Annotated in this window: 21 protein-coding genes; 10 read left to right on the top strand and 11 right to left on the bottom strand. The window is 46.3% G+C overall.

Annotated elements, in window-relative coordinates; genetic code table 11:
- Positions 1–240: 240 nt before the first annotated feature.
- A complete protein-coding gene (locus AT705_RS20810; RefSeq protein WP_058798284.1) occupies positions 241–783 on the bottom strand; it encodes a hypothetical protein in 543 nt (180 codons plus the stop codon).
- 3 nt (positions 784–786) lie between these two features.
- Positions 787–1,086, bottom strand: coding sequence for a helix-turn-helix transcriptional regulator (locus tag AT705_RS20805; RefSeq protein ID WP_125557352.1), 300 nt, complete (start codon positions 1,084–1,086; stop codon positions 787–789).
- Between the two features lie 342 nt (positions 1,087–1,428).
- Here AT705_RS20805 and AT705_RS20800 point away from each other — a divergent pair, with 342 nt between their 5' ends.
- The 4 genes from AT705_RS20800 (at position 1,429) to AT705_RS20785 (ending at position 6,497) form a co-directional block, all read left to right on the top strand.
- The gene (locus tag AT705_RS20800; protein ID WP_058798283.1) at positions 1,429–1,884 is read left to right on the top strand and encodes a GNAT family N-acetyltransferase; all 456 of its coding nucleotides are present in this window, start codon (positions 1,429–1,431) and stop codon (positions 1,882–1,884) included.
- Positions 1,885–2,137: 253 nt separating this feature from the next.
- Positions 2,138–4,540, top strand: a complete 2,403-nt coding sequence (locus AT705_RS20795; protein ID WP_058798282.1) for a hybrid sensor histidine kinase/response regulator — start codon at positions 2,138–2,140, stop codon at positions 4,538–4,540.
- Positions 4,533–5,765 carry a hybrid sensor histidine kinase/response regulator gene (locus AT705_RS20790; protein ID WP_058798281.1) on the top strand — a complete coding sequence of 411 codons (1,233 nt, stop codon included), beginning with the start codon at positions 4,533–4,535 and terminating at the stop codon, positions 5,763–5,765. Before AT705_RS20795 ends, AT705_RS20790 begins: the two co-directional genes overlap by 8 nt.
- A 222-nt stretch (positions 5,766–5,987) precedes the next feature.
- On the top strand, positions 5,988–6,497 hold the full coding sequence (locus tag AT705_RS20785; RefSeq protein ID WP_420492127.1) for a 2TM domain-containing protein: 510 nt from the start codon (positions 5,988–5,990) through the stop codon (positions 6,495–6,497).
- A 37-nt stretch (positions 6,498–6,534) separates the two neighbouring features.
- Here the strand turns inward: AT705_RS20785 and AT705_RS20780 are convergent, their stop codons facing one another.
- From AT705_RS20780 to AT705_RS20765, 4 genes are all read right to left on the bottom strand, one after another.
- A complete protein-coding gene (locus tag AT705_RS20780; RefSeq protein WP_157576940.1) occupies positions 6,535–8,793 on the bottom strand; it encodes an ATP-binding protein in 2,259 nt (752 codons plus the stop codon).
- Positions 8,794–9,097: 304 nt separating this feature from the next.
- Complete coding sequence (locus AT705_RS20775; RefSeq protein ID WP_058798278.1) at positions 9,098–9,835, bottom strand: AraC family transcriptional regulator; 738 nt, start codon at positions 9,833–9,835, stop codon at positions 9,098–9,100.
- Complete coding sequence (locus tag AT705_RS20770) at positions 9,828–10,268, bottom strand: carboxymuconolactone decarboxylase family protein (RefSeq protein ID WP_058798277.1); 441 nt, start codon at positions 10,266–10,268, stop codon at positions 9,828–9,830. Before AT705_RS20770 ends, AT705_RS20775 begins: the two co-directional genes overlap by 8 nt.
- Positions 10,269–10,360: 92 nt before the next feature.
- Entirely contained in the window at positions 10,361–11,434 is a 1,074-nt protein-coding gene (locus AT705_RS20765; protein ID WP_058798276.1) for an SGNH/GDSL hydrolase family protein, read from the bottom strand.
- A 254-nt stretch (positions 11,435–11,688) separates the two neighbouring features.
- Between AT705_RS20765 and AT705_RS20760 the strand changes: the two genes are divergently transcribed.
- Positions 11,689–12,279, top strand: a complete 591-nt coding sequence (locus tag AT705_RS20760; RefSeq protein ID WP_058798275.1) for a hypothetical protein — start codon at positions 11,689–11,691, stop codon at positions 12,277–12,279.
- A gap of 156 nt (positions 12,280–12,435) precedes the next feature.
- The gene (locus AT705_RS20755; RefSeq protein ID WP_010380704.1) at positions 12,436–12,627 is read left to right on the top strand and encodes a hypothetical protein; all 192 of its coding nucleotides are present in this window, start codon (positions 12,436–12,438) and stop codon (positions 12,625–12,627) included.
- Between the two features lie 119 nt (positions 12,628–12,746).
- On the opposite strand, the gene AT705_RS20750 is transcribed toward AT705_RS20755, so the two are convergent.
- The 4 genes from AT705_RS20750 to ahpC all read right to left on the bottom strand — a co-directional run bounded on the left by AT705_RS20750 (position 12,747) and on the right by ahpC (position 19,172).
- The gene (locus tag AT705_RS20750; protein ID WP_058798274.1) at positions 12,747–16,082 is read right to left on the bottom strand and encodes a carboxypeptidase-like regulatory domain-containing protein; all 3,336 of its coding nucleotides are present in this window, start codon (positions 16,080–16,082) and stop codon (positions 12,747–12,749) included.
- A 10-nt stretch (positions 16,083–16,092) separates the two neighbouring features.
- Entirely contained in the window at positions 16,093–16,626 is a 534-nt protein-coding gene (locus AT705_RS20745) for a hypothetical protein (RefSeq protein WP_058798273.1), read from the bottom strand.
- A gap of 295 nt (positions 16,627–16,921) precedes the next feature.
- Entirely contained in the window at positions 16,922–18,493 is a 1,572-nt protein-coding gene (gene ahpF, locus AT705_RS20740) for an alkyl hydroperoxide reductase subunit F (RefSeq protein WP_058798272.1), read from the bottom strand.
- 109 nt (positions 18,494–18,602) lie between these two features.
- A complete protein-coding gene (ahpC, locus tag AT705_RS20735) occupies positions 18,603–19,172 on the bottom strand; it encodes an alkyl hydroperoxide reductase subunit C (RefSeq protein WP_058798271.1) in 570 nt (189 codons plus the stop codon).
- 220 nt (positions 19,173–19,392) lie between these two features.
- On the opposite strand from ahpC, the gene AT705_RS20730 reads away from it, so the two are divergent.
- The 4 genes from AT705_RS20730 to AT705_RS20715 all read left to right on the top strand — a co-directional run bounded on the left by AT705_RS20730 (position 19,393) and on the right by AT705_RS20715 (position 23,061).
- Entirely contained in the window at positions 19,393–19,815 is a 423-nt protein-coding gene (locus tag AT705_RS20730) for a DUF3429 family protein (protein WP_058798270.1), read from the top strand.
- A 62-nt stretch (positions 19,816–19,877) separates the two neighbouring features.
- Positions 19,878–20,714, top strand: a complete 837-nt coding sequence (locus AT705_RS20725) for a GGDEF domain-containing protein (RefSeq protein WP_058798269.1) — start codon at positions 19,878–19,880, stop codon at positions 20,712–20,714.
- Positions 20,715–21,095: 381 nt separating this feature from the next.
- Complete coding sequence (locus tag AT705_RS26030) at positions 21,096–22,178, top strand: methyl-accepting chemotaxis protein (protein ID WP_058798913.1); 1,083 nt, start codon at positions 21,096–21,098, stop codon at positions 22,176–22,178.
- A gap of 97 nt (positions 22,179–22,275) precedes the next feature.
- Positions 22,276–23,061 (top strand): class I SAM-dependent methyltransferase, encoded by a 786-nt coding sequence (locus tag AT705_RS20715; RefSeq protein WP_058798268.1) that lies wholly within the window; start codon positions 22,276–22,278, stop codon positions 23,059–23,061.
- On the opposite strand, the gene AT705_RS20710 is transcribed toward AT705_RS20715, so the two are convergent.
- Complete coding sequence (locus AT705_RS20710) at positions 23,058–23,798, bottom strand: metalloregulator ArsR/SmtB family transcription factor (RefSeq protein ID WP_237113868.1); 741 nt, start codon at positions 23,796–23,798, stop codon at positions 23,058–23,060. The two genes, AT705_RS20715 and AT705_RS20710, sit on opposite strands and share 4 nt — an antisense overlap.
- Positions 23,799–23,852 lie beyond the last annotated feature (54 nt).

Here is a 23,852-nt window from a genome sequence, read left to right as displayed (position 1 = left end):
CATTTAAATGAGTACCAAGAGAGGAAGCGGACAGAGAATTCTATTGCGCATCAAGATCTTTCTTCTAGATCCGTGACCGAAATTTGCTCAAGAAAGATTGAACAAATTTCGGGGATAAGAACAGCTAGCTATGGCTGCTGAGTTGGTTTAGTAACCGTAGGGGCAAAGTAGGCCACAGTTGGTAGAGATGGGGATTGTGACCCGCCACCGGCACCACCAACCACTTTCGACAGCAACTTTTCAGGGAGTAATTTCTTTCTCATTGGTTAAATATCCTTCTCTGAACTCGGCTTTCAATACGTACTTAACCAGAGCACCTATATACAACAAATGCAAAATGGCTACGGTATTGTCTCGCACATATAGCTTAATTGGCGCATTAGTAATGAATTTGTACTTATAAAGCAAAACTTCACACCAAGTAACAACGTTGATTATTGCTACAGCGGCAAGGACCAGCAATACAGAAAGCTCTTGCAAGGAAATATAGTGTTTGTTTACAACATTATTAAAAAAATCATGGCCAGAGCGTTCGTAAAGCCAACAGGCGATTTTCTGCCTATACATTATTGGCAAAAGGAAAGCTAAGTTCATTGCTGCTGCGTAAACATAGTAATGTACTTGCCAATTCAACGCAACGCTTATTAACAACTCATCAACGAGTTCCACAACCCCTAGCGTAAGTAGGAACCACCGAGCCGTTTCAAATCGCCAAGTCATATAAAGACCGTACAAGATAACGAAGATTGGCGAGTAGTCCACAATCATATACAAATAGTCCATTTATTATTCTCCTGAATCTTTGTTTTCTGGTTGAAGGTCTTTGCTGTCATCTGACAGAATGTTTTTTATGTTACCTATTGATAGATCTTTACCGCAGACAAGGTATAGCTCAAACATTTGAGAAATAGTCATCTCAGTTTTCCCTGATTCATAATTAGAAATCGTGGCCTGGTTTATACCAAGCTTCCTGGCCAGCTCTTCCTGGGACAGCCCTAGTTCTTGCCTTATTAGGCGAATAGAACGCTGAACCTGAAGCTTAAAGTTCTCAACTTTTCTTGTCCTTGATGCGTTATTGTTTTTCATTCCTATAGCTATCTCCCTGTAGGATGGAAAGCAAGATTTAACAATAAATACATATTGCTAACAAGAAAAATAGGTTCGTTTTGCTCTTTTCAGTGCATTTTATTAAAAATTTTATGGTGAGTGAGTTCACAGTGTGAAAATAACGCATTTTAAACACATCATTTTTTGCATGAATTGAATAAAGAGGCTGGATGACATAAGTCTGCTTTGGTATTTTGCAAAGAATGCAAATTGTAAAACAGGCCGCAAGCGGCATAAATTGGCGAAAGCACTAATTGCGTTCGAATAGATAAATCAGCATTACCACAATAAAATTTTGTCACCTAAAAACCAAGGAATACAATGCACATAAGACCCGCGGAACCCAAGGATTTAGATACTCTCAGCCAGATTTGTATGGAAGCTTTTAACTCCGCGCTTGCAGCGACATTGTCAAGCGAGGGCTGTGACACCTTCAGAGCTGTTGCCTCGCCAGCAGCGCTAGCAACACGATTGACAGAAGACAACCAGATATTACTGGCCGAAATAGCTGAGCAGCCCGTGGGCATGATTGAACTAAAAGCAGGCCGGCATATCGCGATGCTGTTTGTCTCACCGTCAGCACAGCACAAGGGCGTTGGCAAAGCTCTGGTTGCAGCAGCGCTTAAGCTGACAACGGAGCCAAGGATTACAGTGTCGGCGTCACTACCATCCGTAGGCGCCTACCAAAGCTATGGCTTTACACTGGCAGGAGAGATTGCTGAGTCTGGCGGTCTTGTATATCAACCGATGGAAACCTGGTTAACTGAAACCCATTAATTGCGCTCAGGTGTTCACCCGTTAGGTTTGCGAGTGTGAACACTTTAGGTCATTATACTAAATAGCCTTTATCACCCCCGTGCCGACTAACTTGCTATTACTGAATCCACCAGCCCGGCTGGTTTCACGTTATATATAACAGAGTCACTGCTCTCAATATTCATCCCTTTCTGAACGAATACACGCAAATCACTGGTCGTTTTTGGTGATCATTCACTACACTTTAAGTTCAGTACGTTAAGTGGGATCTAATATGTTCGACGATGACACGCTCCTGTTTGGCTCTGACGACGAGCCTGAAGAGTCACCCAGCCTGCCGCCCTGGAAAATCTTGTTAGTCGATGATGAAGAAGACATTCATCAAATCTCGAGGTTAGTGCTGGAACAAATGGAACTGGATGGCCGGGGTGTTACCTTTCTCAATGCCTACAGCGGCACTCAGGCGCAACAGGTTTTGGCAGAGCATGATGACATCGCCCTGATTTTGCTCGATGTCGTGATGGAAACAGCCGAAGCAGGTCTGGATTTTGCCAAATACGTACGTGAAGAGGCTCAGAATCATAAAGTGCGTATTATTCTGCGCACCGGTCAACCTGGCATGGCGCCGGAATCAGACATTACCCGGGAATACGATGTTAACGACTACAAAACGAAGACGGAACTAACCAGCAGCAAACTCAAAGCCTCCGTGTTAGTTGCTCTGAGAACCTATTCGCACCTGGATAAAACACAGCAGGTACAATCCGGGTTAGACAAGATCATCACCTGTACCAATGCCCTGCTAAGCGACTCCGAACTGGCTGAATTTGAACTGCGGGTATTTCAGACCCTGACTGAAACCTTACCGCTAAGCCAGCAATTTGAGCCTGCCCCCATGTGTGTGTTTGTTGTCAAACTGGACCTTGACACCGACACCTTTGAGCAGCTTTTTCCTCAGGAGAACGTTACCCTCACCATACCGGAATCCGTGAAAACACAGTTTATCGCGCAATATAACGCGCAGTCAGAACGTAGTGCCATAATAGAAAACTATGCGGTGCTATTTCTGGGAGATAAGGCAGACGGGTCCCCTATTTTCGCCATTGCCTGCTACAGTAATCCAATCGAGGTTCAGGAGGCGCAATTATTGCTGAACCTGGGCCATAATTTAGGCATTGCCTGGCGCAATACTCAGCTACAGGAAAGGCTCAGCAACAATAACATTGAGTTGGAGAGCTTAGTTGAAGAGCGTACAGCAGAATTACAAGCGGCACGGGAGCGTGCCGAGCAAGCCAACCTCGCAAAAAGCATGTTTTTGTCAAACATGAGCCATGAGATCCGTACACCACTCAATGCGGTATTGGGTTTTGCCCAGCTACTCGAACGGGCAAAAGATCTCAATGCCAGCCACAAAAATACCATGAACAAAATTATCAGAGCTGGCAACCACTTACTGGACATAATCAATGACGTGCTGGATATTTCAAAGATTGAAGCCGGCTCTAGTAAACTCAACCCCATTGACTTTGAACTCAATGCGCTGCTGGAAGATTTGGGGAGCATGTTCAAGCTCAAGTGTGAGCAAAAGCAACTTGCCTGGCAATTGGACAGCACACTGAGTGAATCAACAGGGGTTCATGGAGATCAGGGTAAACTGCGTCAGGTACTTATCAATTTACTGGGTAATGCAGTCAAATTTACAGACAGCGGGACAATTAAGCTGCGCTACACACAACCAAGCGTAGGTTCACATCGCTTTGAAGTACTGGATACCGGTCCTGGTATCTTGCCTGAAGAACTGGAGAACCTGTTTAATAGCTTTACGCAAGGCAGTGCTGGCGTAGAGAAAGGCGGCACCGGGCTGGGGTTGTGCATTTCGTCCAGGCAAGTAGAAATGATGGGGGGTAAGTTAGAGGTGAGCTCTGAGCCCGGCAAAGGCAGCTGTTTTTCTTTTGTTTTGCCACTACAAGCTGCCCAGGTAACCGCCACCCACTCCCAAAAACAGACATTGCAACAGATAAGTGTGCGTAGGGACAAAACACTTCGTGCTTTGTGTGTCGATGACGTTGCTTATAACCGCGAGATACTTGGCCAAACACTTACGGCATGCGGTATTGAAGTAGATTATGCTGAAGATGGAAAACAAGCCATTGATCTCGTTCAACAAAGTACTTTTGATATTGTTTTTCTGGATTTGTTAATGCCCGTCATGCGTGGCGATGAGGCCGTCGTCATTATTCGTAATGATCTGGGTTTGTCTGAGCTTAAATGCGTGGCCATTTCAGCCTTTAGCTTACATCATGAAGTACAGCATTATCTCAGTATCGGCTTCGACCAGTTTATTGGTAAGCCCTTTACAATCGAGCAGATTTTCGACTCATTGTTATCTTTTTTTCCGGATCACTTTGAAAGCTCTGAGTTAACAAGTTCAGCGTCCCCAGATAACGCGCCATCAGATGAAATTAAACTTGCCGCTTATTCATTACCCGCTGAACAGCGGGCCCTATTGATAAATTATGCTCAGGTCAACAACAGCTCTCGGATAAAGCAAACACTCAAAGAAATTGAAGCACAACAGCCAAATAACAGGCAGCTTACGAAATACTTGGCTAAATTTATAAGTAGGTTTGATATGACAGGCTTTATTGCAGCGCTCAACGAGGTGCAAGATGGATGATGATGCGGTTTCACTGAACAATTGCAAAATTTTAATTGTTGATGACAAGGCTGAAAACCTTGAGTTGCTGACTGATTTTCTTGAGCCCGAAGGATACGAGGTCGCATTCGCCACTTCTGGTAAAGAAGCCATTAATATAGCAACCATTTTCCTCCCTCATTTAATTTTACTCGATGTGATGATGCCAGGCATAGATGGGTTTGAAACCTGCCGCCGGCTCAAATCTCTCGGCAAAGTTAAAGAGATCCCTGTAATCTTTGTCACGGGTAAAAGTGAGCTAAGCGACATCGTCGAAGCATTTAGTGTGGGCGCCGTAGACTATGTGACTAAACCCATACGGCAAGAAGAGCTATTGGCACGCGTGACAACTCACCTGCAACTACAGGCTCTGATCAATTTACGCGACGAGCTCATTTCAACACTTAGAGATAAAACCCTTGAACTGGAAAAGCTCTCTAAACTCAAAGAGCAGCAACTTGAAACTTCTCAACATTTTAGCCACATTGGTGAACTGGTAGGAGAACTTACTCACGAGCTTGGCACACCGCTCAGCGTCGTCAAAACTGCTATTTCACACTTGAATGAAAAGCAGCAGGAGCTTGCTCTGAAAGTTCAAAAACAGTCACTGGCCAAGCAAGAGCTAAACACATTTATTGATAACACAGCACAAAGCTGTGAAATTGTGCTCTCCAGCATGGACAATGTTATGCACCTCATCGATAGCTTTAAGCACATAGTTGTGGGCGAATTCAGTGGCACAATCTCAGAGTGTAACTTGCATGATTACCTGCACAATATCCGGTATGTCCTGACCCCCAAATTAAAACGTACACCACATACGGTGTCTATAAACTGCCCGCAAACATTGCACATTGTTTCTGATACTGGCGCACTGTCTCAGGTCATCATCAACTTAATCAACAATGCCCTGATCCATGCCTTTGAGGACAATTTCACCGGTACAATTGATATTCACGTTGAACATCAGGATGGCAACATAGCTCTGTATATAAAAGACAACGGTAAAGGCATTGAATGTGAAAGGACCAGTAAAGTCTTCGACAAGTACTATACAACACGCGTCGGTACAGGCGGCAGCGGTCTCGGTTTATATATAGTAAAAAAACTGGTTGAAGCCCGTTTGAAAGGCAATATTGCCTTATCCAGTCAACCCGGAGAAGGCACGGTATTTAGTATCGTGATCCCGCAAACGTTGGAAAACTAATCCGTGTCTGGCTGTTATCTACCCATTGGGCTGTCAAACTCGTAATTGCTGCCAAACCATAAATAGGTCGGTGTACTTAAATTCGCAAATAATATTATACTGTGAAGATAATGTTCACTACTTAGTGGCACAGAGCAAACATATCACCTTCTACTTAACTTGTTGAAATATATACTTTGTCATTGCTATGTCGTTACGCTGACGTACTCTGTCGACGAGAATATGCGTAAAACAAGTGGCGGAGCAGCAAATGGGAAAACAGTAATGATTATCAGGAAATTCAGGTTACAACGCGGCTGGTCGCAGGAGCAGCTGGCAACGCTTAGCGGATTAAGTGTTCGTACCATTCAGCGAATAGAGCGTGGTCAGCGTCCCAGCCTGGAATCATTAAAGTCATTAGCTGCTGTTTTTGAAACTACTGTTGCAGATCTCAAAGAGGAGTCGGATGATATGAGCCATGAAACGATAACCCATCAGGAACAACGTATTATAGAACAGGTACGTGCAATTAAAGATTTTTACTCGCACTTAATTACCTATGTTTTAGTCAACAGCGGGCTTTTTGCCATAAATATGTTTACCAGTCCTGATTATCTCTGGGCCTTCTGGCCTGCACTCGGTTGGGGTATAGGGCTGCTCAGTCACTGGGCAAGCGCGTTTGAAGTCTTCGATCTGTTCGGTGCAAAATGGGAGAAGCGCCAGATTGAAAAACGCCTGGGGAGAAAACTCTGAATAAAGACAGACAAAGCCAATCTCCGCCAGGTCCCAATTATGCCTGGCCTGCGGCTTTGTCCACCAGCATTTTGAGCATTTCTGCTTGCAATAAGTCAGCCTGAATAGGCTTGCTGACATAACCACTCATACCACAAGCCAGACACGTTTTTCGCTCACCCTGCATCGCATTGGCAGTAAGCGCAATGATAGGTAAGTTCCGACAAGCTTCCAGTTCAGGATGAGTACGAATATGCCGGGTTGCTTCATACCCATCCATCTCTGGCATCTGACAATCCATCAAAATCAAATCTGGTAATCCATGTTCTGGCATTTCCCTCAGCATATCTACGGCTTGCTTACCCGACTCAGCCAGTTGCACTTCCACTTCCCATGCAGCAAGTATCTTACTTGCAACCATTTGATTTATCGGATTATCCTCCGCGAGTAAAACACGCACGCCCCGCAAAGGTGACACCCCGTTAGCAGGTTCTGGTGAGTTCGGTTTATGCTCATCTGTAAACATCTGTACCAAATCTTTGGCTGTGACCGGTGGGTAAACCACTGTAATCTGATGCTGAGTAAAAACAGGATCGTGTTGGATTTCGCATTGCATATTACACAGAGCGAGGATCCGTGGCTTACCCGACAAACTGGAAAGTGCATCAATCAGTTTATGTTGATACGTTGAATCGCACAAATCAGCGATCAGTATGTCATGAGACAGCTCGGCTTCAAGCGGAAGCATTAACGTTTGTGGCTGACACCCCAGCACTTCGAGCTGACTGCAAAGCGTTTGTGCCAACCGGGACTGCATAGACAACACCGCCACCTGAGCGTTCTCACGAGGAATACCCCTGCCCCATATGCCGCCCTTTTGCGCCTCAACCTGAAAATGAAAACGAAAATGAGCACCAGGCTCCGAACTGTCAACCAGCTCAATATCGCCATTCATTAACTGACACAACTGTTTAACGATAGCGAGCCCAAGCCCGGTCCCCCCATATTTGCGCGTTGTGGACGCATCACATTGACTGAATGAGTTGAACAGCTTGTGCCTGACCTCAGGTTTAATACCTATCCCAGAATCAATAACATCACACTGCAATACTGTAACCGGATGACTGTCTGCTGTAACATCCACTTCATCGCACTTCACGATAAGCTGGAGTGTACCTGACTCTGTAAATTTAACGGCATTACTCAATAAGTTGGTCAGGATCTGACGTGCCCTGATCGGATCAAGGCGCACAAAACGATGCTTAAGCCCATGACAGTCCACCAAAAGTGTGAGTTGTTTTTTGTCTAATGGAATGGCAAATGATTTTGCTACGGAATCAACCAGCTCATAGAGGTCAACGGAGTCAGGGGAAATCTCCAGTTTGCCAGATTCGATTTTAGAAAAATCCAGAATATCGTTAATCACCCCCAGCAATGAATGCGCGCTGGCGTCCGCCAGTTTGGCATATTGTTTTTGCTGCGCATCCAGGTCGTGGTTCAGTAGCAAGTTCAGACCCCCTATCACGCCGTTTATTGGGGTGCGGATCTCATGGCTCATATTAGCCAGAAACTCCGACTTCATTTTCGAGTGCTGCTCGGCGCGTTGCTTTTCCTGCTGTAACGCCTGGTTGGACTCCAGTAACTGGCGCTGAATCTCGCAGTTTTTAGCATTTCGATACTCTCCGATCATGATCGCAAATGCAAAGTTAAACACCAATTGACTCATAAATAGAGACACAACAAACAACTGTGCCTTTAGAGTGTGATCTTGCTGGAGGCTGGTAGTCCCGGGGTGAGATAAAACACCAAACGCTTTTCCGAGCGCAAAAATAGTAACAAACCCCAGACTCAGACTGATCAGTACAAAAGACTTTGCATAAAGAGGCCGGCCAAAACGATACAAACACACCCAGATCCAACCTGAAGTGATGGTCAGCGTGATCATACCCAGGATCAGTCGTGACGCGTAATTTGATATGACGTAAGTAAAGATGCAATGAGTGAATAAGAACGCCGCAAAATAACAGCTGATTTGACGCAGCGGCACCGTTTTTTCACACGCATGGTAGCAGCCAATCAATACCAGTACTAAAGCAGCCTGACCAAATAAGTTTGGCAACAAAAACCGTACACTCAATGGCAACTCATTTTGCACCCCGAACAATATCATGCTCAATGCCAGACAGATGGGCGACAACGCCCAGTAAAGCGTCGCTTTAACATCTCGGTTTGCCAGCCACATAAACACCAAGGCCAGTGCCGAGGCAACCACCCCGGCACCAGCCATCAGCAATAGAGAAGGTGTAGATAATTGCACTGCTCGCTCGACAGAGAGCCGATGTTACTGCGCGGCTCCACTAAAATTAACGGATATTCAAAACTCTAGAAGACATAAGCGAGGTTGTAAAGGCAGTGAAAACTGCCCATTGCAACTACAGTCGGGCGCCTTGTTCTATTACAATATCATTCGGTCCGGGCAGGCTCTGCGAGATGGCAATCGCAAATAATGCCTTTGACTTTACCCGCGGCTGACTTCAATCTGTTTGATGGCCAGACCTTATATTTTGGTCACTTTAAAGACAAAGTCCTATTTGTGCTGCTAGCAATCAATAAATCGTGACTTACGCAGATAATTGACGAGCATATTTTCCCGGCGTGATCTTCAGAATATGTTTAAACTCACGAGTGAGGTGCGCCTGGTCAGAAAAGCCGCTTATCTGCGCCAACTGAGCCAAATCTATCAGTGGGTTATGTCTGAGTTGCTGTTGTGCATACCGGACCCGGTAGATGCGTGCCAAATACTTAGGCGTTAGCTCAGATTGCGCTTTGACTTGTCGCTCCAGCTGGCGTATGCCCAGTGGCACGCCGCGATAAGCGTCTTCCAGGGGATGTAACTGCATCAGCGCACTGATGAGCTGGTAGGTATGCAGCATGGCATAACTAGGGTCAGGCGCAGTACTCGACAAAGTTTGTAACCACTGCTTTAAAGTACACAAGGTCGGCGCTTGGCGAAGCTGCTCAGCGAGCGCACACAATCCGTGCGCAGATAACAAGGGATATACAGCCTGCTGGAGCGCCTTCAATCTGGCTGGATACAATCGGATCCCAGCAAACTCAGCATCAGCGCTGTAAGAAAGTTGTACAGCATGCTTTGAAGGCGGCTGAATGTGAAAAGGTGCCGTTAGTTTATGCCCATCCAGTGACACCTCACCTTTGAGCACAAAGACTATCCCTTGTGCGCCATCGCAGGGCAACCAGCGAGTGCCTGAGTGCTGGCTGCGTGCAAACCATACAGCTTGCACATACTGCTGGGACATACCATCCGGTTGATGGCGTTGCAACATTAGTTCGTTATTCATCTGGCTCAGGTTTAAACATTTTGACAACTCGATTCCAGGCATTGATGGCATTAATGGAAACCGTCAGGGTAACCAAAGCATCGTCACTGAACTCCTCAGATAAAGCGCAGTATAAAGTATCATCAATCGACTGAGCGTTTGTCAATTGTTCACACAAAGTCAGTGCCAGACGCTCTTTTGCAGTAAATCCTGACATATCCCGCCAGGCATTCAGGGCAATAATGCGCTGGGCGCTTTCACCCTGCTCCATTGCCTGACGGCTGTGCATAGTAATGCAATAGCCGCACTGGTTTAACTGAGATGCTCTGAGTTTAACCAGCTCCCAGAGTTTCGTGTCCAGTGTACGTGTTACTTCTTCATTCAATAATTGCTCCTGAGTAAACAAGTGCTGCATCAGTTTTGGGGCACATTGTAAATAACTTGCTCTTTTCATCGTTTTTTCCTGAAGTGTTATTCTTAACTAGCAGACTACCCAGAGACTCCACTACAAGATTGAAGAAAAACGACTTTCGCGCCCCAAAACGTTTAGAGCAAATTGTGCTGCTTGATAAATGTGGCCAGTTCACTGGCAATACTCGCATGCTCCTGTGCCGTAGGGTGCCAGATACAGCCTTCCAGTGGAGATACAAAAGTATTGGCATACACATCCTCAACTCCCTCATTGGCAAGCTGTCGCAACGCGGCGTGTGTTGCCGGAATAATAAAGTCATAGGGGTACGCAGGGCGAGGCATCACTACAATAGCAACATCCGGATAGCGGCTCCGCAGCGAATAAACAAACTCCACCATGGCTTCTTCCCAGGCCATTTTTACTTCCTCTATTGTTTGCCAGGGTTCGTGTGGCTGAGGGTCGGTACTAAAATCATTGGTCCCAAACTCCAACACAATTAACTGAGGAAAGCGTTCCTGATATGGTAAATCATCCTCATAAACTGCGGATATCTGATCAACATAATCTACCAGGGTGTGATGTGTTTGGTTGCCATTCCAGTTGCGGATCAAACCCAAACCAGAATACGACACTTGAGTAAACGTACTGTTTAATTGTTGCGCCGCAACATAAGGAAAGGCCAGCCGTGCATTACTGGTGTTAACTATCTCCTGCCAGTCACATTGTCGTTTAGTCGATTCGCTGCCGAATCCCGCACTGATAGAGTCTCCGATAAACAGTATATGTGGCTGTGTTTCCCATACCCCCTCCAAAGCCCCATCGACCTCAAATTGCAGCAGTTGAGTACGTGCACCATAATGCTCCCAGCGCTTCACCACTTCGATAAGCACCCGCCCTGGCTCTGCCTGTTCAAACAACACAAAGCGCTGGGCTTCACCCGTTGATGCCGTCACGATTTTTTGGTGCAATCGACCATCAACCAGTACATCAAACTGGTCACCATTACCGACTAAATTGACTGCGATGGACTTACCTACCAGCTGAGTGTGGATGGCCGTACCTGGCCAGTTAAACTCCACACTCCCTTGCTGATAGTTCTTATGTACCCGTCCCTCATAAATAAGCGCATGGTGCGTAGCGGGCAAAATGGTAGCGAAGCAGCTAAAACTGATACTCAGTCCGAGCAGAATAAGTATTAAGCGACACATAGACAGTTCCTTTTTTGTTAAAAAAGTAAACCTAGTGTTTAAACCGCAACTCCTCAAGCCAGAGAAGTTGAATTTTTCTAAATCAGGTAGACTCAGCTGATTGCCTTTCGTATCCGTTCATCACGTTCAGAGCGCCAAATCGTTCTTGCGAGCCAAAAAATAAGAAAAAACCACTAACTCAATTATAAAAACGCTCTTTTATTCTTATTTAAAACACCATATAGTTATTAAAAGATTGCATTTAGATTAATATAATGATTTGGGAAATTCAGGTTGGCGTAGCAACGCCTGTCTCCTTGCTGATACTCACGGGCTGCAGCCAGCTACCAGCCCCAACACCGTTGACACACGTCAGTGTTGAGGCGAGCTGCCCGCTCGTGGAGCTAAAACACCCAAACCTGATGCCACAGCCAGCCCAGAGCATACCTGAAAATGTGATTGCCCCGCGCGGCCAGGGTGGACTTTGTAACGCACGCAATTATGAAGTAAGCAAAGATCTCATTATTTGGCGAGCCTGGAACAGTACCTACGAAGGATCTAAATTCGGCAAGTGGTGGTCACTGGAGAAACCGCTCGGAGGGGTTGCACAATACCGGTCCGAATTCAATCTTTGTCCCAAGTACTCACCACTGGATATGCTGGTGCGTTGCACTTTAAAAGCAGGCACTCAAGTATTGTTCGGCCCAGTTCAAAGCGCTCAGTGTAGCAACGACTTTACTTATCCTCAGTCGGATACGAGTCAGCTTTATCTGGTAAATGCTGCTGAGGTCACCCTAAATTGCACCAACTTTTACGACGAGTTCTCCTGGCATGAAGTCGCACCGGAGACAAACACAACACAATAACAGGAATTAATACCAACCCTATTGATGGCTTACTTTCAAAGGTCGGCGCATTAATATGCAGGGTTAGTATACACCCTCCAGCTCGCTTCGAAGTGCGCGGGAGGTCAACATAACGGAGCCCGGCATTGGGCTTTTCTCACTACAAAGGAAATGAGCATGAAACTCAATTTAAACAAGAAAAAAATCAAGTCACTATCCCAGAACAGCCAGCTGTCACCTCAGCAGACTCCTCAGATTGGCGGCGCAGCGACAGGCTTGCCTAACTGCCCGAATACTAACTTTTGCAATTCAATAAATGCTTGCTGGACGTTCAAAGACAATCGACCGGATTGTATTATCTGGGGTTAATTGATAAGTCTCGCTGTGCTGTAAACTGTGAAACCTGCCTTGCAATCTCAACTTAGATGCAGGCACGACACAGACAAACAACACATGCGAGGTGTTTGCTCCATGGATTACTCCAAGAATTACTCCTGATTTAGCGCAGCGACTACCTGCATAATATCTTTTAGATCAATCTCTCCGTCTTCGTTTAGGTCAAAGCGCGGATCAAATTGCGTATCACCCGTCGTAGCCGACCACCCGGTTACAATCGTTGTCACATCATCCGCGGATAAAACACTATCGCCGCTAAAATCAAACGGGCTCACTTCTTTTAGAACAAAAACCTGTTGTTCACTGCTCACGGTTTTGTCCTCACTCAGCATAATTTGCACTGATACCGATGTATCACCCGGGGCAGATACATCCCACAAGTAGCGACCCTGAGAGAATGCTACGCCAGTGGCAATCTCAGTCGTCTCTTCTCCCACCTGATAAACAATATCAACGGTGTCTGAATCAGCGATATGTAATCCCGACCAATTGATACTAACCTGCTGCTCAGAGCCGATGGCATTCTCCACATTGATTAACAGAACCGGCACCGCCACACCAAGCTGATTCACCTGTTGGCTGGGCTCGGTCAGATTAACCGCATCGTCTGATACGTCAAAACGGTAAGAAGCGTGACTATAACTGAGCTTGTACAAGCCTTTGGCTAGATTCGCAAAGCTAAAAACGCCATTGGAATCTGTCAGCTGACGCGCAATTTCTACCTGACTCAGACCAACGCCATTGGTCAACACCACTTCGACACTGGCGATCCCCATTTCACTGGCATCTGCAACCTTACCGTGCAAGGTTGCCTGGTGGGTATCAACATAGATACTGTTGGGCTCAGAAGTTGAGTCATCAGCAACCGAATAGACATTGTAGTAGTAGCGTGTATTGGCAGAAGCACTGTCAATAAACTCCGACTCTAAACCGGTAAATACCCTGACACCATCATCAATAGAGGTGGGCAAACTGTTCACCGTTCTGGTCACCACCACTTCCTTCAGGTTACTGCCTTGCGGGTTTTGCCAACTCAGCGAAACAACACGTCCATTCACAATGGCCTTGAGTGCAGAAACCTGCGCCACTACAAAGCTGCTTTCCTCAGCATACGTCGGTGCCTGAGCTACGCCGTTAATACTAATATTGGCATTCTCATTTTCCTGACCAACGGTCAGTTGCACAGTGGCACTGTCCTCGTCACTCTGGGTCAGTACATCCTCATAGTTAAGTACCAATACCTTGCCATTGGTTTGTGGAATGGTGACATACACTTCAACTTCAGGATACTGGGGATATTTCTCTACCTGAATTGAGTAAGTATCCGTTAAGGGCAAAATAAACTCTGTAACCAGCTCAGAGTTTTTCAGATAGGCTTGCATCGTGTCGGGCTCGTCCAGGATCGGCTGCAATACTACAGCACTTTGGTCGCTCACTTTATTAACGCCAACGAGCCGTCCCCCGGCGATTAACACTGTAATATGCTGTGGATGCTCCAGCTCAACCACACTGACAGGTGTCTCATCCTCTGCATTTTGAACATCATTAGCACGTTCACTGGCACCCGGTTGGCCATAAATGCGCAGCTGATCGGTCACATCAGTATAAGCACCAAATTGCGCGTAGCTCGACGCGCTATAGTAGTTTGTCAGTTTAAAATCGCCATGTTGATCATACTTTTCACTGTCGCTTTGTGGCGTACCCAAGAATATGAAGTGCTTCAATGTCAGCCCATTGGTAAATTCCATCATGGTATATTCACCAGGGAAATTATTATCATGGGTAATGTACAAAGACACATCGTTATACTGGATCAAGCCAGCAGCCAGAATAGAATGCCCACCTCGTCTTTTCGGACGGTTAATGCTAAAGCGCAGACTGGCAATTTTGTTTTCCATAAAGTGCGGCGAATAAAACGCATTCATTGCAGATATCCCCGGGAATATGGTCCGTGGGTGAGAACCTATCCAGGCACTGCCTTTAAACGCAGACTGCGACAAATAGTAATAGCCGATTTTAGACAAGCCATGAAAAGCATCCGCAGCATCCGATTTCACATCGTAACTACCCACAGCCTTAACATAGGGCTTGGGCGACTCACTATTGCGGTTGTCCCAGTGGCTCTGGAAAGTTGACGTGATCTGAGCACGCGTTAATGTCGCATCAATGTTAGCTCCCCAGGCTACCCCTTCGCTGGCATTGTTATAGTTGGCAATCGCTGATGCTGCCATACCATGACATACGCCGAGAAACCGGCGGTCAAGCCTGTTCAGACCCTGGGTATAATCTTTCAGCCGGTAATAACCAATCACATCATACGCTTTGCGTTTGTTTGCCGGCGCCAGAAATTGTGCAAAAGACCTTGCGACTTTGCGCATGAAGCCCAGGTAAGACAACTGGTCGGGTGTGCAACGATCAAACTTCCAGCATAAGAATGAAGACAAAGAAACGTCTTTCACTTCGGTAAGCATAAAGCGGTTCCAATCGCCATTTTGGAAAGAAAAGCCATCTGTAGAAACATTAAATGCCGTGGTGTACACATTCAAATTATTGACATCATCAATCACTTCACATTCTTCCTCTTTACACACCGAAACCTGAGCGCCACTCAGATTATAAGGCGCCTGAGTCAGGGCAAAATCAATTCGGAAGGTCTTTTTGTCCGTGCTGACATCACAGTTTTGCGCCGTGACTTTCAAACTGCTATCTTCAGCATGAAACTGATAGTTACACACATCAGCAAGTGCCGCGCCGTTAAGCGCTTCCAGGTTTTTAAAATACACAGAGAATTGGTTTGCGCTAAGAGAGCCTGGTGACAAAATGACCTTATCCAGATTAAAGGTATGGTCAAACGCGGCATCCATGAGATTAAATGCCACATTATCAATTGCGTAACCGGCGTCTTCCTGAGCAATGATCTCTATCCGAAATGAGGCTATGTTTTCGTCCCGAATCGAAAAGTGCTCTATCCCAAACTGTGAGTCCAACACTTCTCGGATCAAATCACCTTCCGGGTTAAACCACTGTAACCGGGTCGAGCTTAAGTTATCAAAGTACCCGGCATCTAAAGAAAAACTGTTTACGGTTGTCGGCTCGCCTGTTTGAGGGTCAACAAAACGCCCTTCAATGGCGCCATTAAACCTCGGGGAACCGCTTAACACAGGGGTTGTTGGATTCGCACTGTCTGATGTAATGAACGGCGCATCACCACCAAATATAATGCCTCGATCAGCATACTGATTGGTAATCGCTGTGCCATTGGGAAATTCGCTGAAAGTAATCGGTGTCATGCCAACAGCCGCAGCTTGTTGCACGGGTACAGGACGTGCCAGTGATTTGTCATAGTTTTCACCTGCCGTAGACCCCTCAGTGGCGAAAGCAGGTGCACTCAGCAAACTTAGTAGCGCTATAATATATAAATATCTCATTGTAACGCCCTCACTGTTCACTGACCGAAATGCTGCAACTTACTTGTTGCGCCAGTCGATTCATGCAAAGTGTTTTAGTGCTGGACACTTCAGGCGTCGTACCTGAGTCGACACTGACTTCGAATGTCAGCACTTCAGCAGAGCCTGTAAAACCACTACTATTGCCATAAGTAAGTGCACCAAAGTGCAGAGATTTACCTTCCTGTGCCGACACAGGGCCCAGGGCAACCAAAGTGCCGTCAGACACAATAAAACTGTTGCTCATTGACATTGACCCTTCATTGGGCGCAACGCTAAAGTCCAGTTTTAATTCATAAGCCGATATCGACTGAGTTGCACTCAGTTCTACCTTGTAGCCTTTTGTTGTAGGCGCATCGGATTGAGGTGGATCAGACTGTGGTGGATCTGATTGAGTCGGTGGAGTGTTAGTAGTACTTGAGCTGGGGGAGTCAACCCCACATCCAGCCAGCGCAAGTAACAGTGACGAGCAAAAAACCAGACCTAAGGTATTTCGCGGGGCACCAGACGCGATTGAGGTTTTCATTGTTGCAGCCTTGTATACGTATGCAGACTGATATAGCACTGTACTGATACCTTGCTATATCACCATGTTCTTCAGGTGCTGTGCTCACTTTTACTGCATACTGTCCGACCTGCGCAAGCCCAATAATCAAAGTGACCTAGCGTCAACACATAGAAGTACACCCGCAAGTATAGTCCAACCTCGAGGTTGTAAAGTTCAGAGACAAAAAAGCCACAACCAGTGCAAATCCAGTTGTGGCTTAACTGTACTCAGATGAGTACAGGCTTGGGTGTAATTTGGGTTATCTATGTGCTCTTCAGGCCGCCTCTTCAGCCAAATCTGACTGATGTCTGATCAAATAGTCAAATGCACTCAGACTGGCTGTCGCTCCCCCGCCCATCGCAATGATAATTTGCTTATAAGGCTCAGTGGTAACATCACCTGCGGCAAATACGCCGGATATACTGGTCGCCCCCTTTGCATCAATGGCAATTTCGCCAAACGGGGTCAATGCCATACCGCTGCCTTCCAGCCATTCAGTATTGGGGATCAGGCCTATTTGTACAAATATCCCGGCAAGTTCAAGCTGATGTTGCTGGTTACTTTGTCTATCCATGTAGGTCAGTCCAGTGACTTTCTGGCCATCACCGAGCACTTCGGTCGTTTGCGCATTCGTAATAATGGTCACATTGTTCAGGCTGTGTGCCTTTTTAATTAACACTTCATCGGCTTTCAACGAGTCTGCAAACTCCAGCACAGTGACATGCTCAACCAGATTAGCCAGGTCAATGGCCGCTTCGATACCTGAGTTGCCACCACCAATGACCGCAACAGATTTACCTTTGAACAAGGGTCCGTCACAATGCGGGCAATATGCAACACCACGCCCTTTATACTCCTGTTCACCAGGAACATTCATTGTGCGCCAGCGTGCACCCGTCGCTATCACCAGAGATTTGGCTTTTAGTGTCGCACCATTTTCCAGCGTCAGCTCAAGGTTATTGCCCATAGACAAGCCACTGGCACGCTGGTTTTTCATCACGTCCACCTGATAATCGTTCACATGCTCTTCAAGCTGAGCAACCAGTTTGGGCCCCTGCGTAGCTGACACAGAAATAAAATTCTCAATACTCATAGTATCTGCGACCTGACCGCCAAAACGCTCTGCCACAACACCTGTATTAAGACCTTTACGAGCTGCATAAATGGCTGCCGCAGCACCTGCCGGCCCGCCGCCAACAACCAGTACGTCGAATACCGACTTTTGGCCAAGCGCCTCGGCTTGTTGTTCGCCAAGTGTGTTATCCAGCTTGGCAAGTACATCACTCAATGTGATGGCGCCCTGACTAAACAACTCACCATTTAAAAATACACTGGGTACCGCCAGCACGTTGCGCTGCGCAACTTCGTCAGGAAACAGCGCGCCATCAACCATAGTGGCTTTGATCTTAGGGTTATGTGCGGCCATTAGATTGAGTGCCTGTACAACTTGCGGACAAGTCTGGCAACTCAACGATATATAAACTTCAAAATGCAGTTCGTCTTGCAGTGACTGGATCACTGCCAGTTCCTGCTCAGACACTTTTGCCTTGTGTCCGCCGCTGTGCAGCAGCGCCAACACCAGGCTGGTAAATTCGTGCCCCATGGGCACCCCAGCAAACTCGATCCGAGTATCTCTCTTTGGGGAGTATATGGTCATGCTGGGTGCGCGCTCACTACTTTGCGCCTGCTCCAGGGTGATCAGATCACTGAGCGAGGCTAACTCCTGTGCCAGTGACGCCACCTCTGCTGATTTGGCACTGTCATCTAGCGCTAAAATCAGCTCAATTGGGTCGGTCAGTGCAGCAAAATGGGTTTGCAGCTGACTTTTAATTTGCTTGTCTAACATTCTGTACATCCTCGAAATTTACGCCAATAGACCGTTTTCTTCGACCCCCAGGGTGAGTTTGCTGCGGGTTAACAGAGTCGGGCCAACTCGGCCCGAACACCGTGACTGATTATAATTTGCCAACCAGGTCTAACGACGGCGCAAGTGTCTCTTCACCTGGCTGCCATGAAGCAGGACAAACTTCACCGTCATGTGAGGCAATGTACTGAGCCGCCTGAACTTTACGAACCAGCTCTTTGGCACTGCGACCAATACCCAGATCATGGGTTTCAACCACCTTGATTTCGCCTTCCGGGTTAATGACGAAAGTACCGCGTAACGCCAGACCCTCTTCTTCAATCATCACACCGAAGTTGCGAGTAATTTTGCCTGTCGGGTCGCCTATCATTGGGAATTGGATTTTCTTGATGGTCTCTGACGCGTCATGCCAGGCTTTGTGCGTAAAGTGTGTATCTGTAGACACGGAATAAACCTCAACGCCCATCTCTTGTAGCTGTGCATGATGGTCAGCCAGATCACCAAGCTCGGTAGGACATACAAAGGTAAAGTCGGCCGGGTAGAAAAAGACAATAGACCATTTGCCAAGCAGGTCTTTTTCACTCACATCAACAAACTCACCATGGTGAAAAGCGGTTGCGTTAAAAGGTTGGATCTGGGTATTGATCAAAGAGGTAGTCATGTTTTTTCTCTCTCAGTTTTTAAGTTAAAGGGTCACAGGCCTGATGCTGTATCAGCCATGTCGTCTCTGTGTGATTACTAAGATAGAGAGAATTGAAATATTATTAAAATGGATTGTTCGGATTACTGTAATCCAAAAAATTGATGAAACTTTGGCAAAGTTTATGCGTATATCAGATATAATTAAAACAATAGTCAGAACAAACTTTTAAGAGAACTAGATGCACCCATACTTTAACCACATTATGCTGGCCTACATTGGCTTTATTCCTTTTTTACTCTGTGTGGCACTCACATTAATGGTTGGCAGCTCAACGGCCATTATCGACGCGTTTAGCTACTATAGCCTGGGCGTTTTGGCATTTCTGGCTGGCAGCTTATGGCGGCCTGGGGAGCAATCACAACAGCGTGCCGTAGTCGCCATTCTGGTGATCGTCCCTTTCCCGTTGCTCGCCGTTGCCTCTCAGGTTGTGATGCTAAGCTACCTGTCAGTGGCTTATTGGTTGGTGTTGATTTTTGAACGCAGCGCTCCGGCCTGGCAGGAGACGCATCAGGATTATCAAAAAATGCGCTTCACGCTAACTTCTGTTGTCTTTGTCAGCCATTTATTCATGGTCGCACAGGCAATCGAGCTTGCCGGATAAACTCACAGTGCTACAGCCCGTTTAAAACCTGCTATAACTAAAGGGGATACGGAGGGTTGCATATGCGTCAAAAATTACTACTGGCTCTGATCTGGCTTGTAACGGCTTGCGTTATCATCATACTCTACGGCAACCATGCCTCTTTTGGGGAAACGGTAGAAGAGCTTATATGGTTTGCTATTTCATTAACTGTGCTGATGTTCAGCCTGCCTCATCTACAGCATAAGCTGCTTTTATACGCCTGGGGGATCTACTGCACTGGCCTGTTACTGGATCTCCTTGATGAATTGATGACCATTGAGCTTATCCCTGTCAACACCTTTGACACGTCATTGAAGCATTTGGGCTTTATACTGGTGTGCTATGGCATGCATACCATTCTTACGCAAAAACGCGAAACCATCTCTGCACTCAACCTCGAAATCGCAGAGCGCCAAAAACTGGAACAAAAGTTAAAGTTTGATGCAACACACGACGAGTTGACAGGATTGGGAAATCGACGGGCTTGCTTTGAACAATTTGAGCGTTTGTGTACCTCCAGTGCTTACCTGTATTACTTCGATCTGGATAACTTTAAACAAGCCAATGATAAATATGGTCACAATATTGGTGATAAGATACTAAAAAAAGTGGCTGAAGCGATGATGCGAGAGTTCACTGCTGATGCCTGCTTTCGAATAGGTGGCGATGAATTTGTGGCCTTTACCAGTGAGATAGTTATAAAAGAAGATGCCCTGCGGGCAAAACTGTTAGAAGAGATCTTTGAATATGGTGTTGGAGTGAGCATAGGCAGAACTGCGGCCGACCCAGCTGAAGACCCGGATGTATTACTCCACAAGGCCGATATAGGTATGTATGAGAACAAAGCCAGTAAAAGTATCCGCACCTCAGTCAGATAACACCGACAAGCGCTGAGTATTTATACCAATTTCACTTAATACCTGGTCTATTTGAAGGAGCAAATAGGACGCTAACAGCGTTAAAAATTTTTCATTTAGAACAACTAAATAGCAAAATTTTTGCCTCGCCTATATGGACGTAGGTGCCTCAGCGATAGCAGGACGCGAGAGCGGTGTTATCGACTATATTTTCTCGCCTCAAAATAGAACACTTAATTAAGCAAATTGGTATTACGATGTGATTTTCGGTGTTTTAGCCACGCCCGAACCCGATTCTTTTTACTTATTTTTTATGTAGCTCATTGTTTATTTACATAAATATAGCACTTTAGTGGCTTGACTGTTATGCTGCTGGCAGTTTTGATAGTCGAGGGAACCTCAGTGTTAAAGAATCTTTTTGCCAATACCAGTCAACAATCGGAAATCCAACAGTTGAAAGCAGAATTGGCCGCACAACGACAGGCATATGAGCAACTGGAGGCAGAAAAACAAGCAATGCAAAATGAGCTTGTTGAAGCACAACAGCAATTAAACGACAACACGGACAATCAGCTTTTGCAATGTGCACTTTCCGGGCTTGGTCAGATCCACGAAGTACGTGACGCCGTGCTGCGCAGTCTGCATCAGATAGAGGAAGAAAGCAGCTCAATTTCTCAGGTTAGTGCCTCGTTTGAAACCTCAGAGTCATCATTGGAAAAGATCCTCTCAGGCATGTCCAGTCTGTCAACCAATATGGCCAGCATGACCGACAATATTTCTGGCCTTTCGCATATGGCAGATAACATCAACACTTTTGTCACCACGATTTCAAAAATCTCTGATCAAACCAACCTTCTTGCACTCAATGCCGCTATCGAGGCAGCCCGAGCCGGTGAAGCTGGCCGTGGCTTTAGTGTAGTTGCCGATGAAGTTCGGGCGCTGGCAAACAACACCAACGAGTCGGCGAACGAAGTTTCAGATCTGGTTAAAAAGATCATAGATACAACTCAGCTCACGGTCGACGGAGTGAATGTCATTCAAAACTCCAACAACGATTTATCTTCGAGCATTGCCCACCTCAACGATGAATACGGTAATATTGTCAGTTGCTGCGGCTCTATGAAGCAGACTATTGTCTCAGCATCGCTGCAAACTTTTGTGCAGACAGCAAAGCTCGATCATGTTGTATGGAAGGGTGAAGTATACGGCGTTATTGCAGGCAATAGTAACAAGCAAATCACAGAGTTTGCCGACCACACGAGCTGCCGCCTGGGTAAGTGGCTCAGTGGTGAAGCGGGCAAAGTGATAAGTAAATCGGGATTACCCAATCGTATTGACGGCCCGCATCGAGAGGTCCATCGTGCCGGTGTCGAAGCGATGACTCTGTTTATTGCCGGCGAAAAACAAAAAGCTATCGGCGAGCTTAATCGCATGGAACAGGCCAGCCGTGACGTGCTTAGATTACTTGATGAAGTAACACACTAGTTTTATCCCGGGTGGTTCAGATCTGAGTCGCCCGGTTTATCCCCCTTTGTGCATCTGCTATCATCGCGCCTTTGTTATTTATCTGGGTAGTAATGTTATGATAATAGATGCAAATTGGCGCATATTGACCGTGGGTGATGGTGATCTGAGCTTTTCCTTATCACTGAGCAGACAGTTAAAACCCGGTCATTTATGTGCCAGTATCTATGACGATGAAGCCACCCTGAGAAGCAAATACCAGCTTCATGCTTTGGACAGCTTACGCGATTCAAATGTACCTGTGCTGAGCGAGTTTGACGTCAATAACCCAAGCTGCTGGGAAGCCTTACAAGGAAAGCAGTTTGACGCGGTGATTTTCCAGTTTCCTTTAATCCCTGCATTCCCCAGCAAGCAAGCATTTGAAGCTCAGCCACTATCGACAAACACACTGAATCGACGTTTGTTACGTAATTTTATCGACTTCAGCCACCGCTTTGCACTTGACCCGGCAGGCCCAATGCTCGCATTGATCACTTCGAAAGATGTCAAACCTTACTGCGAGTGGAATCTAGAGGACTCGCTATGTAACGGGCTGGACTATCATTATCTGGGCCAGAGTGAGTTCAATATAAAGGCATTCGAGGGCTATCGGATCCGCAATGTCGACAGAGATAAACATGTTAAAGATACCAGCGGTATCACCTATTGCTGGTCAGCAAAGCCTCACGCAGTTTTGCGTGAATCGCTTTATCTGCCACCCTATTTAACACAAAATCACTGTGCTATGTGTCGTGCTGGACCCTTTCTGAGCGAGCAAGATAAACACGCACATTTGAGGTCAAAAAAACATGCTATGATGCTCAGGCATGAAAAAGACTGGCTTGCCTACCTCAGTACGTACTAGGCACAACAGCTTTGTTGACGCGCTGGCCTGTCTCCCATCAGGTCCAGCCTGGCCAGTTCCTTCTCAATACAAGCGGGTTCTCCAAGCAAAGTACGCTGTAAAACTTGCTGCATCCAGCCTGGTAACTCTGTATTCAATGCATAGTACACCCACTGACTTTGCTTTCGTATAGTCAGAATACCCGCTTTTCTGAGTTGTGCCAGGTGCCTGGACACCTTAGGCTGACTGGGCTCATCCAGTGCCACCATCAACTCACAGACACACAGCTCCTGCTCCTGCAAAATCAGCAGCAGCGTTTTCAACCTTAACTCGTCACTCATGGCTTTATAAAAAGCCATTGGGGTAATGGGCTCGATATGTTGCGGCTCAGCTAACAGATTACGTACTTTGCAATTTAACTCATATAGAGCCTTACGATATGGGTTAAAAGACTCATCAACGTCCTCTAAAGCAAGTTGCCAGAACAGTGTTTGCTGTGTTTGTTTTCCTTCCTGTTCAGAGCATGCTCCCTGAGAAAGGTGAAGCATAATATCGCACTCTTCCTCATTAACGTCGTTTTGGCTGAAACTCAGGTTTCTGCTCAGTCCAAACTCGGATAGCGCTTGTTTTGCCCCAAAACTGATCTGTTGCGTGGTCATCGTATTACCCAGCAAGACATCTGGATTATGATGCTTTAACAAAGCACCAACTAACCAAATCAGGTCTGGATTTTCACCTTTCAAATAGATACTTTTCACTGCACGGCTCTCCTATATACGAATATGATTATATAATGAAACTGAGGGACAGTT

The sequence above is a fragment of the Pseudoalteromonas rubra genome, assembly GCF_001482385.1.
GTDB classification, from domain to species: Bacteria; Pseudomonadota; Gammaproteobacteria; order Enterobacterales; family Alteromonadaceae; genus Pseudoalteromonas; species Pseudoalteromonas ardens.
This window is presented reverse-complemented; position numbering and strand designations above follow the sequence as displayed.